Annotated in this window: 12 protein-coding genes and 2 pseudogenes; 4 read left to right on the top strand and 10 right to left on the bottom strand. The window is 40.6% G+C overall.

Annotated elements, in window-relative coordinates:
* Nucleotides 1-81: 81 nt before the first annotated feature.
* The 4 genes and pseudogenes from IM509_RS03705 to acsF all read right to left on the bottom strand — a co-directional run bounded on the left by IM509_RS03705 (nt 82) and on the right by acsF (nt 3,969).
* Nucleotides 82-374 (bottom strand): annotated as a pseudogene (locus tag IM509_RS03705) (DUF4164 domain-containing protein).
* Between the two features lie 258 nt (nt 375-632).
* Nucleotides 633-2,597, bottom strand: a complete 1,965-nt coding sequence (locus tag IM509_RS03700) for a M48 family metalloprotease (RefSeq protein WP_072927760.1) — start codon at nt 2,595-2,597, stop codon at nt 633-635.
* Nucleotides 2,598-2,810: 213 nt separating this feature from the next.
* The gene (locus tag IM509_RS03695; protein ID WP_287108394.1) at nt 2,811-2,942 is read right to left on the bottom strand and encodes a hypothetical protein; all 132 of its coding nucleotides are present in this window, start codon (nt 2,940-2,942) and stop codon (nt 2,811-2,813) included.
* Nucleotides 2,911-3,969 carry a magnesium-protoporphyrin IX monomethyl ester (oxidative) cyclase gene (gene acsF, locus IM509_RS03690; protein ID WP_072927381.1) on the bottom strand — a complete coding sequence of 353 codons (1,059 nt, stop codon included), beginning with the start codon at nt 3,967-3,969 and terminating at the stop codon, nt 2,911-2,913. Before acsF ends, IM509_RS03695 begins: the two co-directional genes overlap by 32 nt.
* 189 nt (nt 3,970-4,158) lie before the next feature.
* Between acsF and rpmF the strand changes: the two genes are divergently transcribed.
* On the top strand, nt 4,159-4,341 hold the full coding sequence (rpmF, locus tag IM509_RS03685) for a 50S ribosomal protein L32 (RefSeq protein WP_002742494.1): 183 nt from the start codon (nt 4,159-4,161) through the stop codon (nt 4,339-4,341).
* Between the two features lie 88 nt (nt 4,342-4,429).
* Nucleotides 4,430-5,029, top strand: coding sequence for a sulfite oxidase-like oxidoreductase (locus IM509_RS03680; RefSeq protein WP_072927383.1), 600 nt, complete (start codon nt 4,430-4,432; stop codon nt 5,027-5,029).
* Nucleotides 5,030-5,145: 116 nt separating this feature from the next.
* Here IM509_RS03680 and IM509_RS03675 read toward each other — a convergent pair whose 3' ends face one another.
* From IM509_RS03675 to IM509_RS03660, 4 genes are all read right to left on the bottom strand, one after another.
* Nucleotides 5,146-6,612 (bottom strand): tetratricopeptide repeat protein, encoded by a 1,467-nt coding sequence (locus IM509_RS03675; protein WP_072927386.1) that lies wholly within the window; start codon nt 6,610-6,612, stop codon nt 5,146-5,148.
* 232 nt (nt 6,613-6,844) lie between these two features.
* Nucleotides 6,845-8,140: a P-loop NTPase fold protein gene (locus tag IM509_RS03670; RefSeq protein WP_072927388.1), complete on the bottom strand. Its 1,296-nt coding sequence runs from the start codon at nt 8,138-8,140 to the stop codon at nt 6,845-6,847.
* A 250-nt stretch (nt 8,141-8,390) separates the two neighbouring features.
* Nucleotides 8,391-8,642: a BolA family protein gene (locus IM509_RS03665; protein WP_002755721.1), complete on the bottom strand. Its 252-nt coding sequence runs from the start codon at nt 8,640-8,642 to the stop codon at nt 8,391-8,393.
* 71 nt (nt 8,643-8,713) lie between these two features.
* A complete protein-coding gene (locus IM509_RS03660; protein ID WP_185237521.1) occupies nt 8,714-9,361 on the bottom strand; it encodes a hypothetical protein in 648 nt (215 codons plus the stop codon).
* A 230-nt stretch (nt 9,362-9,591) separates the two neighbouring features.
* Here IM509_RS03660 and IM509_RS03655 point away from each other — a divergent pair, with 230 nt between their 5' ends.
* Entirely contained in the window at nt 9,592-10,155 is a 564-nt protein-coding gene (locus tag IM509_RS03655) for a Uma2 family endonuclease (RefSeq protein ID WP_072927394.1), read from the top strand.
* 5 nt (nt 10,156-10,160) lie between these two features.
* Entirely contained in the window at nt 10,161-10,730 is a 570-nt protein-coding gene (locus IM509_RS03650; protein WP_272079429.1) for a Uma2 family endonuclease, read from the top strand.
* Nucleotides 10,731-10,884: 154 nt separating this feature from the next.
* Here the strand turns inward: IM509_RS03650 and IM509_RS03645 are convergent, their stop codons facing one another.
* A complete protein-coding gene (locus tag IM509_RS03645) occupies nt 10,885-11,895 on the bottom strand; it encodes a hypothetical protein (protein ID WP_072927950.1) in 1,011 nt (336 codons plus the stop codon).
* 20 nt (nt 11,896-11,915) lie between these two features.
* A pseudogene (locus tag IM509_RS03640) lies at nt 11,916-12,048 on the bottom strand (IS630 family transposase); the annotation flags it as partial.

Genomic DNA, 12,048 nt, shown 5'->3' with positions numbered 1-12,048 from the left:
TAAACTCCTATAGATTTTTGAGTTTTTCGAGCAGCTATTTATTATGATCATAAGGGAAGTAACCATTTCTAGGAGCCAGTTCTAGGGATTGGGGAAAAAACCAAAAAGTTTAGCAGCACCTCCCAAGACAGCAACCACCAACCACCAACCACCAAAGCTATCAGAATCCCCCGGTTGGTAAATTCCTGATAACCAACCCGTGCCGTTAATCCCTCGATTTTCTCGTCTAATACTTTAATATCGCCTTTTAACTCGGCCTTGAGTTCGGCCTGTCCGATTTCTAATTTTGTGAGACGTTCATCGATTTTGTCGATTTTACTCTCAATTCTGGTTAGGACAGCTTCTAGGGAATAGGTAACGGTTTCGTTGGACATTTGCTAAACTCCTAAAGTTAAGTGGGTGGGTGGAATTAAATATAAGATGAACGTAGGTTGGGTTGAAGCATGAAACCCAACGCCTGCATGGGTTACGCTACCGCTAACCCATCCTACAAATAATTTTGCCTCCCTACTTATCAATAGTTTTCGGGGTGTGAGACTGGAGGATTTTAGGGATTGGCGCTCAAAAATTGGCTACTATTCCAGCAAGTACCTAAAACTAGAAAAGGGATGAAGTGGCAGTTTTTCCCATTCTTAAAATGTGACTGCGATAATTAAACCGGAGACTAATAAGCAAAAACCGCTAACCAAAGACCAAAAACGGGGATAACCCCGAATATTTCCGCCAGAGTGAGTTATTTGACTCCATTCGAGACGAGGAGATAAATCGCGACGAAACCAACCGAGAATCTGTACTGATGTATTATTTATTGCTGCCATGGGGGGGTTAGTAGTCCTGATTTTATGCCAAAAACCAAAACGATAGTTAGGAGCGAGGGGAATTATGCCAGTGCTATCTTTAAGAAAGAAATTCTTTCCTTGAGCAATTAACTCACCGCGGAGTCGGACGGGGATAGCTGGGAGGGGATGACTGTAAGGATTATCGGTTAAAGAAAAAATATCGCTGAAACTAGCATTTTTGAGACGAGGATAACTAGCTAATCGATTGATAATTATACCCAAACCCCCAGCGACTAAAATTAGCCCCAATGCAGCCCAAGAGCTAAATTTCAGACCAAGAAACCCAGCGATGACAACCCCAATAATAAAGCCTAGTCCCCAACCATAATATAAACATAGTCGCAGAAAAAAGTTTTGATAGAGTTTCTTGCGATCTAATTCTATTTCTTGCCCTAATATTTCCCCCAGACTAAATTCTATATCTAAATCCATCTGTCCGGCATAGTTGGCTAAAGCGCCAATCCTTTTACCAGTCAGGGGATGATTAGATTGCAACTCTAACCATTTTGCCCAAGGATTATATATATCCCAGAGAAAACTCTGTCCGATCCGGCGAGACTCCAATGCGATACCATAAACGTTACCGGCAATGATCGCATCCTGCTCCTGGGCAATATTTAATACATTTATACTTAATGACAGGGGACTGGACTGGGCATTTTCTTGGACTAAACCAAAGGCAATTTTTACTAAAGCACGGGCCAAAGCATTGGGATTACCAGTAACTTGGGCAGCAAAATGATCGGCGAAGTATTCTCTAGTACGAGACAGATAAAGACTGCAAAAAACAATAATTTGCCTAAAAATGGTGATAATTGATGAGAGAAGGCCTAGAAAAACTGTGTCTTGAAAATTATTATCTTGATTTTGGGCAAAAGAATCGAGATAACAGCTTAAATGAGCGAAACTAGCACAGATAGTCATCAGGGCAAAGTCTCCCTGCCAAATATGCCCTAATTCATGAGCATATACCGTCGCTACTTCCTCATCGTCGAGATAGGTAAATAAACCTCTGCTAACTACTAAGCGAGCATTACCCCGTCGAGAGCCATAGGTAAAAGCGAGGGGCTGTCCGTCTTCGATAATGCCTAGTTTTGGCGGTTTTAACCCTTTTTCTCGGCATACACGCCCAATTACCGCCGCCGATTCCGGGCTATACCGTTTAATTTCCGCTAAGGACACCCAACGCACTCGATAAAGACGTTTTTGTGTCCAATCAATTAGATTCGGGGCGATAAAAAGGATGAGTCCGCCTAAGAAACCGGTCAAGAGCAAGGCAATAATTACACCCGTCCCCGCAGGGATGAGCAGCAAACGGGTAATTACAAAAAAAAGACCAAATGCTATAGCATAAAAAGCCGTAATTGTCAATAGTTTAGCAAAAATAAGTCTATTTTCGGGGATAGTCCGGGATAACCGGACGCTTACCTGTGCAGATCGTGCTGCCTTGGGCAGCGATCGAGATTTGACCCTATTAGTGGTAATACCGATGGTTTTTTGTTCAGCACCAAAGATTGTCAGTAATCGTTTGGCCCACTGACTAACTTCCTGATCAAGATGATTTTCTAGTTCCAGAGCTAAGGCGATCGCTTGTTGCCGTTGATTATTGCTGCGATAGGACCGAGCAAGGGCCATTTTAGCTTGAACATATAAGGGAGAATAAAAATTAGCTGACTGTTGACAATATTCTTCCAGTAATTCTACAGCCTTTGCGTAATCCTTTAGCCGCAGACATTTTAATCCTTCTTCCAGTGACATAGATATACCTTAGCTGTTTATCTATCTTTATAGATACCCAGAATCGCAGCAAAGATTAAAGGAGTTGGGGAAGTGGGGGTGTGGGGAAGTGGGGAAGTGGGGAAGTGGGGTGTGGGGAAGTGGGGAAGTGGGGAAGTGGGGAAGTGGGGAAGTGGGGAAGTGGGGTGTGGGGTGTGGGGTGTGGGGTGTGGGGTGTGGGGAGAATAAATAAAACTAATCTCCTATCTCCTGTCTCGGAGTCTCGGAGTCTCGGAGTCTCGGAGTCTCCCGATAACTGATAACTGATAACTGATAACTGATAACTGATAACTGATTAAAGTACCATTTCTCTGGTGGCTTCTGCATCTATGGGTTTAATCAGATACAATCGCAATAGCTCCCCGACGATACCTAACTGTAAGGGTAACTTCCGCAATGTTTTTAGCCATTGGGGAGCGATGCTTTCATCGATCGCTTTTAATTGTAAATTACGTTCGGCACAACGGTTTAAACGGGGGAAAAATTGGGGATGGTCCACATTTAAAATGGTGGGAAAAGCGCGAGCGGAGGTATTATTAGTCTGACGAATTACTTCTTGATCAAAAGCGATCGCATCCATTCCCAAAGCATCATAAAAGTCTGAGCGTTCCCGTACAGTTAAACTATGGGTAGCAAAGACGGAAAGCAGGAAAAAACGACTCCATAATCTCGATCGCCAATTATTCCACAATTGCGGTTTAGCGCGCAGCAAGGTTTTAAAGATATCTCCGTGGCGATTTTCGTCTTGACACCAACTCTCGAAGTAATTAAAGAGAGGATTAAATTTATACTGGGGATGTTCTTCTAAATGACGATAAATGAGTATATAACGCCAATAACCGATTTTTTCGGAGAGATAGACCGTATATAACACCCATTCAAGGGGGAAAAAGGTGTAAGTCCGGGTTTTAGTAATTTTGGCTAAATCGAGGGAAATATTAAAGTCAGCCATGGCTTTATTGAGAAATCCTGCATGGCGCGCCTCATCTCTAGCCATAAGATGAAATATCTCCCCTAACAAGGGATTACGGCTTTTTAGTTGTCGTGACAGTTCCTTAAATAACAAAAAGCCAGAAAATTCGGAGATACAGGAGCGTTCTAGGTAATCTATAAAGGCATTTCTCGTTTTTTCATCGAGATTGTCTTGATAGCTCTCAAATCCTTGCTGACGTTCAAAGTGATGCCGGTTATAATCGGTCCGCATCTCCTCTAACATCGCTTTGATTTCGGTTTCTTGCAAAGAAAGGTCAAAATTAGCGGCGGCCTCAAAATCGGTAGTATAAAAACGAGGGGTGAGGATAGTTTCGCGCAGAACAGCTTTTTTCTGGGAGGGGGGTTCAACGGTAGTGACCATGATGGAAATTACTTGACTACATAGCTATATAGGATTTTAAACATAAATAGGTAAGCCAATGATAATTATTAAGTTTTATCAATATTTTGGGCAGTAGTGAGCAAGGGAATCAGACAAGTGAGCGAGCCGATTAGGGAAATAGGGAGTAGAATAGAAAGGTTGTGAGTCTATAACTATCGTTAAAATACTATGGCTTGTCCCAAGAAGAAAACCTCAAATGCCAAGCGCGACCAACGGAGAGCGCACTGGAGAAAACAAGCGGCTCGGGAAGCGCAAAAAGCCTTATCTTTGGGTAAATCTGTTCTTTCTGGTCGTTCTAACAGCTTTGTCTATCCCACTAAAGAGGAAGAAGAAGGGGAAGACGAGGAATAACTTGATGGTGGGGAGTGAGGTAGAGAAAACCTTTTCGCTCCCTCATATTTTAAGATTTGTTTAGGGTTTTCGTTGTGAGTCTCAAACAATGTTAGGCAAATTCTTTAAAAAACCAGAATCTCCCGATCAAGACCGAGTTCCCCCGGGCCAATATCTCGCTAGTGGTTTTCCTGTGCTTACCTACGGAGATACTCCCCAAATCAAGACCGAGGAATGGTTATTTAAGGTTTGGGGAAAGGTGGCCACGACTAAAATTTTTAACTGGTCGGATTTTATGGCCCTACCGCAGTGGGAATTTACCAAGGATTTTCACTGTGTCACCCGTTGGTCAAAATTAGATGTGACTTGGACGGGAATTAAGGTATCGGATTTGATGACCTTAATTGACCTGCTGCCGGAAGCTACCCACGTTATGCAACACTGTTATGGCGGTTATACCACCAACCTGACCCTAGAGGAGTTCCTGCACGAGGATAATTTTTTCGCTTTTCAATTGTTTGGTCAACCTTTACCCCCCGACCACGGTGGTCCGCTGCGTTTAGTTGTTCCCCATCTCTACGCTTGGAAAAGTTCTAAATGGATTAATGGCTTAGAATTTCTCGATCGAGAGCAATCGGGTTTCTGGGAACGTAATGGCTACCATCGACGAGGTGATCCCTGGTTAGAGGAACGTTATAGCGGTTTTTAACCAGTTTTGGCTTAAAATCGGGTGAGATGAGCAATCAAGTCTGGTAAGTCATAGCATTAAAACAAGCAAAAGTCAAGGGGTAAGCAACAAATTTTTACTCGATCGCAACTGGTTAATTATAATTGCCGAATTGCCTGATCACAATATTGAACATATCCTGCTAACCCCAATGCTTGAAATAATTTCCGCGCTTGAAGATATGCTTCTTTCGCTTCCGATATACGATCGAGTTTATAGTAGGTAAACCCCAGATTAAACAGAGTCTTTGGTTCTCCTATGATATACCCCATTTCCTGAAAGATTTCTAAGGACTGTTGATAAAACTCGATCGCTTTTTGGTATTCTCCTAGGGAATCGTAAACATTCCCCAAACCTAGATAGGAATAAGCTTCTCCTGTTATATCAGGGATTTCCCGTTTGATTGCTAAGGATTGTTGATGAAACTCGATCGCTTTTTGGTATTCTCCTAGGTAATTGTAAATATTGCCCAAATTATTGTAACAATACGCTACTCCCCTTATATCATCAATTTCCTGAAAGATTGCCAAGGACTGTTGGTAAAACTCGATCGCTTTTTGGTATTCTCCTCGGAAACGGTAAGCATTGCCTAAATTATTGTAAGAATCTGCTTCTCCCCGGCGATCTCCGATTTTCTGAAAGATTGCTAAGGACTGTTGATAAAACTCGATCGCTTTTTGGTATTCTCCTAGAAAATAGTAAATACCTGCTAATGAGTCGAGACTCGCAACTAAATCAAGTTCTAGATTTAACTCTTTTTGTAAATTGATCGCCTTTTGATAATACTCGATCGCAAGCAGAAGTTCCTGACGATAATCTACCAATGGCGATCGATATAATAAACGAAGGTTATAAATCTTAGCTAAACTGGCATATAAACTCGCTAGTCTTGGCTCTTTTTTGCCTTTATTTACCTCGATTTGCTCGATTAGTTCTAACAAGTCTTCCTTAGAGATTGAAGGAATATCTTTATCTATAGTAATTTCGTCAAAAGATTGTAAAATTGGTAAAAATTCCTGACAAGGTAAAAAGTTACTTGGAGGAGAAATAAAGCGAAAAACTCCTTTTCTCCAACTCCAAAAATCGGGGGACTTTTTGCGTAAATTTACCTCCACTGTGCTTGTTACCCAAAGAACAATGGAATAGGGAAATTCTCGCAATCCTTCCCTTGTCCATTGCAGATAACCAAAAAATTTATCTAGTTCCGATTTTTCCCGTTGCCATTCGGTCGCAACGCGCTCGCTACGCGAGATCGAGTGTAATTTTTCCACTCCTGTGGTTGTGATCACGGCGTTTTTGCTTTGTAATAACTCTGGTTTTCTGGAGACTAAACTAGCAATTGCTGCTCTTAAACTCGGTTCTTTTTGATCTAAATCAATCCGATAACAAGGGATTACTGGTTCTAATTCTTTGCTATAGCGATCAATAATTTCTTCTCGCAATTTTTCCTGATCACACACACAAATTAATATATTTAATCTCTCTTGATTTGCCTCTAGAGACACGATTAAACCTTCGTATTCTCTTTCATTTTGGTCAATAATTGAAGATGTTTCATTATTCATAATAAGTGGATAGCTGTTAAAAACTGTCAGATACCCCCATTAGGTAGGGTTGATTCATGAATCAACCCTACGGATCAAGGAGTGATCCGCACCCCCCTTATCAAGGGGGGACTAAGGGGGGATCCTCACCCCCCTTATCAAGGGGGATCCCCCCGCCTATCGGCACCCCCCTTATCAAGGGGGGCAGGGGGGATCCATCTTCAATTTAATTATAACTACTTACTTATCCCATTCAAATTGTTCCTCTTTTTTTCATTAACTCAACCACAATCGGATGCACATTATACCAGAGATCGCCATTGCGGTATTCCAAAATATATAAACCATGCAACAGATCTAGAAAATTTTGATCCTTGAGATCCTTCGGTTTTGACTTTTCATAAACAGTTTTAATAATTTCCTCATCTGCTGTACCGATACTTTCAGCAAAATCGAGACTAAGTTCTGTGATTGATTGTTCTAAAACAGCTTGATCAATTTTTAGGGTATTATCATCAGGATAACGACGAACCGATCGCAAACAAACCCGACAGCACTCATTAGTAATGCGAATTAATTCTCGTAATACTCCCCCACTATAAAGACAAATTTTTTCGAGGGTGTCAGGATCGATTAAAGCGGGATCGATGCGCTTAGTGATAATCTCGGTTAAAGTAGCAATAATTTGGGGATCGGGGATAGCATTAGGTGAATTAATTTCTCCCCGTTTAAAGAGTTTATATACAGGCATTTTCACGATCTGATTATTGATTTCTGTTTCGAGAGTTGCCTTTAAAGCTACTTCTCTTAAAGCGGCGATCGGAATAGTCATAATAATCCGAAATTTCGGCAATTTAATCGCTTTAATATGAGATTGAAAAATATCCCTTACCTGTGCTAAGTCAATTTTATCAATGTCATCAACAATTACTAAGATTTTTTTCTGACTTTGGGACTCGATCGCAGTAGCCATAATTTCAATTTGGTCAACTAAATCAGTAATTCTCCGCTCATACTTTTGTTTGATTTCCTCGCGAATAGTCGAATTAATCTTGAGAATTCCTTTAATGTGAGCTAGTAAAGTAGAAAAGTTAAAACCTGTTTCGATAGTGGCATCTGCTTGATTAGTTTCCGTGCGGATTTGTTCAGCAAACCATTGATAAAAGCTTTTTTTAATAGAATCTTTAATAGTTAAATTTTGGGCTTCCGCTTCTGACATCATCTGAACGGCGATCGAGAATAAAATATTAACATGATTTACGTCTGACATTTCGATCGAGTCTGAGATCGAGAAGAAAACAACAAAATAGCGATCATCTAACTTTCTTTTAAATTCGTAGAGTAGGGTTGACTTACCACAACCCCGATGTCCTGCTAGAATAATTTTTCCGTCTTCCGAAGGACTATCTTCTACCAATTGTTCTAATTCGTCGATAGTTTCTGTGCCGTATTTGACAGCAAAACGCTGTAATTCTTTATCCGATCGCAGCGGCAAAAGTTCCAAATTGCGATAGGCTTCTCGAAAGGGTTCCAGTAAAGGACTAACCATAAGTAATTAAATTAGACTGTGTGTTGTGAAGATAATTAGCCACAAAGAAAACTAGAAAAAAATTAACTGATAACTGATAAGTAGTTATAATTAAATTGAAGATGGATCCCCCCTGCCCCCCTTGATAAGGGGGGTGCCGATCCCCCCTTAATCCCCCCTTAATAAGGGGGGTGCCGATCCCCCCTTAATCCCCCCTTGATAAGGGGGGTGTCTGACAACTTTTAACACCTACCTACTTAACTGATAACTGTTATTTTTCTGCTGCCCAACTGTCGGGAGTGTAGGTTTTTAATGCCAAAGCATGGATGGCTTCGGTAGCCAGTGCCGATTGTAAAGCGCCATAAACCATTTGATGCTGTTTAACGCGGGTTTTGCCAGCAAATTCGCCAGAAATAACCACCGCTTCCAAATGATCACCACCTCCCGTTAAATCCCGAACCATCACCTGTGCATCGGGGATTTGTTCTTGAATCATCGCTTCTACTTGGCGAAAGTCAACCATCGTAACTCCTCAAAACAATTAAAGATACTCTGATCCCATTGTTACCGAAAGCTCGTCAATGGGGACAAAATTTACTGCTGTGGGGGGGAGTTGTTAGGAGTTGCCGATGTGGGAGTCGGTGCGGAGATGGGTGTGCTGACAAATCCCATCTCGTAGAGTTGTTGATAGCTTTTTTGTCCTAATTCACTGGTGGGGTTTTGGGATTGAATCACCTGAATTAACAAAGGAACCGCCAATTCTGGCTGATTTTGCGCTCTATGAACCAAAGCAAGCTTATAGGTGGCTTCATCCCGCATTTGTCCCGTGTTTAAAGCACTTTGACGCTGAGAATCGAATACTTTTGGGTCAATTCCTGAGAAACTATTAGCTAATTGCAGATGATAGTTAGATAGTTGGTTAAAAATCCGGCGCGCTTGATTGAGTTTGTCCACAGCGACATCGTATTTAGCGGCATTAATAGCGGTGTTCGCTTCTTCCACTAAACGTTGTCCCCCCTGGAGACTCAGGACACTATCAGCTTGATTTAAGGGTTTTAATTCGTTAGGATCGCTGGCAGGAGTGTTAGAGTCGGGGGTTTGTGCTTGTCCCTTAGGTGCGATCGCAATCACCAAACCGATCGCCAGACTGAACAGATAAATTAAACTATAAGGCTGTTTTCGCTTAACCATAAAATTTCTCGACTTAATGTTCCTGAGGGGAACGGCTATTTTTTTTGACATCGACAACTGACCTATAGTAGCTTTTTTGGGGCAGTTTCGATCCTACCCCAGCTTTCTAGACGTTAGATCTAGCGGTTTTGTCACCATAGCAACCGCTGTTTTTTCCCGAAGAATCAGTACAAGTACCCAAAAAGTTAGTTTATCTCCCCGATTCATGGTTTAAACACCGATAAGTCACCCCTTGGCAAGCTGTCCAGATAGAATAAAGAGAAAGTAGGAGTTTAGTTAAAATGTCTTTATCGCTGATTACCCGTAAGTTTACGGTGGAAGAATACGAAAAAATGGCAACCGAGGGAATAATCAAACCCGATGAAAAAGTGGAATTAATTCGAGGAGAAATTATCAAAATGTCACCGATGGGAACCCTTCATGCTTCTAGTGTAGATAGATTAATACAATTATTCTATCAAAAGTTAGGACAGAAAATTATTCTCAGGGTGCAAAATCCGATTAGGTTAAATAATAATTCTCAACCAGAACCAGATTTAAGTTTACTAATACCTCGAGCGGATTTTTATGTTGCTGCCTATCCTTGTCCTCAAGATATCTATTTAATTATTGAAGTTTCTGATTCTACCCTCGATTATGATCGCTATACTAAAATCCCTCTTTATGCGGAGGCAAATATTCAAGAAGTTTGGATTGTCAATCTCAAGGAAGAATGCGTAGAAGTTTATCGCTATCCGCTGCAGGGTAGTTATCAAACTATTCAGAAATATTATCGATGTGAAAGTATTTTTATTGAATCCTTTCCAGAAATAGAATTCACTATTGCAGAAATCTTAGGAGTGTAGTTAAAATGTCCTTATCGCTGATTACCCGTAAGTTTACGGTGGAAGAATACGAAAAAATGACAACTGAGGGAATAATCAAACCCGATGAAAAAGTGGAATTAATTCGAGGAGAAATTATCAAAATGTCACCGATGGGAACCCGTCATGCTGCTGGTATAGCTAGATTAACTCAGTTATTTTATCGAAAATTTGGCGATCTTATTCTCTTAGGAGTGCAAAATCCGATTAGATTAAATAATAATTCTCAACCAGAACCAGATTTAAGTTTACTAATACCTCGATCGGATTTTTATGTTGCTGCCTATCCTTGTCCTCAAGATATCTATTTAATTATTGAAGTTTCTGATTCTACCATCGATTATGATTGCTATACTAAAATCCCTCTTTATGCGGAGGCAAATATTCAAGAAGTTTGGATTATAAATCTCAAGGAAGAATGTGTAGAAGTTTATCGCCATCCTCTGCATGGTAGTTATCAAAATATTCAGAAATATTATCGAGGTGAAAGTATTTTTATTGAATCCTTTACAGAAATAGAGTTAACTTTAATTGAAATACTCGGTAATATTTGTTAAATTAAATTCTAGAGCGTTTTTCTTTATTCCTGAGTAGGTAGGCGTTAAAAATTACCAGACACCCCCCTTATCAAGGGGGGTAGGGGGGATCGAACCTAAAATCCATTTTTAATTTAATTATATTATAACCAGCTACTTGGCAGGCATCCTACTATTATTTTTCTAAGAGATGGCGGTACTTTTCTCCGAGATTTTCCGTTGCTTTGGTTAATTTTCCCTTTTCGTCTAGGATAGGCAGTTTCATGATTTCCGATGAAGCTTTAATTAAAAGCAGTACCTCCCGAAACTTGGATGCATCTTCCTCTAGATGGGGATTAAAATTAGATCGTGACTCCAGTTCATTTAAACTCTTAATAGCTATACTATTCAGACTATTAACGAGGTATTGTAACTCCTTAATTCTGCGCTGAACTTGTCCTAAAAAACCCTTACTTTTATCTAATTGAGCTATTTTATTATCCACTTCTTTGGCGTATTCGATAGCTTTACTTAGGGACTTTTTCCCTTCTCCTCCTAAGACAAAACCACCAATCATTAAAGCAGGTCCGACGGTAATACCTCCTAAAACCACTGTTCCCAAAGCCATCCCACCACCACCGGCAGCTAAAGAACCACCTCCTAACCATGCTAGGGTAGCATTCCAAGCGGCTGCCCCACTAAGTCCACTAATTGCTGTTCCTGTACTAGCAGTACCGAAAAGACCAATTAATCCTAGGGTTCCCTGACTGGCTGCCGAAGCGACTCTCACTACTTTTAAACCCCCCACAGCCACACTTTGCGCGTTTAACACTTCTGCTTTATATTCCTTGAATTGTTCGGCAGAAAATCCCTCAAACCCTTCTAAGAAGCGTTGATGGGATGGGGAGGAATTTTGACCAATTCTTTGACTAATTCTTTGATCAATTCTGCTAATAAACTTAATAAATCTGCCGATAGTGTTGATTTTGACATTAATTTGCAGTTGACCGTATTCTTCCGCGAATTTTTGGGTAGCTTGAAACTTTTTTTCTAGGGATTTATTGGCTTTTTTGTATCTTTGTTCGGCACTTTTGCCAATTTTTTCCGCCTTTTGTAGCTTGGAGACACCATTAGCACCAGCACTAACACCCACACCAGCAGTAACTAAGGCAGCCGCACCAAGAATAATCGGGATAATAAAGATCATGACCAAAAATCTCCTATACTTTAGACGTTCATAATCTGAGATTTATTAAACTTCTGAAATCGTAGAGTCAGCAAGGAATCCAGTTCTTTTTTATGTTTCAGATGGGCATCATTCAGACATTCATAAATAGCTGAAGAAAAGTCAGAAAAGTTC

Origin of the sequence: Microcystis sp. M31BS1, assembly GCF_020245285.1 — a bacterium.
GTDB lineage: Bacteria > Cyanobacteriota > Cyanobacteriia > Cyanobacteriales > Microcystaceae > Microcystis > Microcystis panniformis.
This window is presented reverse-complemented; position numbering and strand designations above follow the sequence as displayed.

Excerpts from the sequence above, each read along its gene's own strand:
- IM509_RS03700 (WP_072927760.1), bottom strand. The coding sequence starts at position 2,597 with ATGTCACTGGAAGAAGGATTAAAATGTCTGCGGCTAAAGGATTACGCA.
- IM509_RS03695 (WP_287108394.1), bottom strand. The coding sequence starts at position 2,942 with ATGCAGAAGCCACCAGAGAAATGGTACTTTAATCAGTTATCAGTTATC.
- acsF (WP_072927381.1), bottom strand. The coding sequence starts at position 3,969 with ATGGTCACTACCGTTGAACCCCCCTCCCAGAAAAAAGCTGTTCTGCGC.
- rpmF (WP_002742494.1), top strand. The coding sequence starts at position 4,159 with ATGGCTTGTCCCAAGAAGAAAACCTCAAATGCCAAGCGCGACCAACGG.
- IM509_RS03680 (WP_072927383.1), top strand. The coding sequence starts at position 4,430 with ATGTTAGGCAAATTCTTTAAAAAACCAGAATCTCCCGATCAAGACCGA.
- IM509_RS03675 (WP_072927386.1), bottom strand. The coding sequence starts at position 6,612 with ATGAATAATGAAACATCTTCAATTATTGACCAAAATGAAAGAGAATAC.
- IM509_RS03670 (WP_072927388.1), bottom strand. The coding sequence starts at position 8,140 with ATGGTTAGTCCTTTACTGGAACCCTTTCGAGAAGCCTATCGCAATTTG.
- IM509_RS03665 (WP_002755721.1), bottom strand. The coding sequence starts at position 8,642 with ATGGTTGACTTTCGCCAAGTAGAAGCGATGATTCAAGAACAAATCCCC.
- IM509_RS03660 (WP_185237521.1), bottom strand. The coding sequence starts at position 9,361 with ATGTCAAAAAAAATAGCCGTTCCCCTCAGGAACATTAAGTCGAGAAAT.
- IM509_RS03655 (WP_072927394.1), top strand. The coding sequence starts at position 9,592 with ATGTCTTTATCGCTGATTACCCGTAAGTTTACGGTGGAAGAATACGAA.
- IM509_RS03650 (WP_272079429.1), top strand. The coding sequence starts at position 10,161 with ATGTCCTTATCGCTGATTACCCGTAAGTTTACGGTGGAAGAATACGAA.
- IM509_RS03645 (WP_072927950.1), bottom strand. The coding sequence starts at position 11,895 with ATGATCTTTATTATCCCGATTATTCTTGGTGCGGCTGCCTTAGTTACT.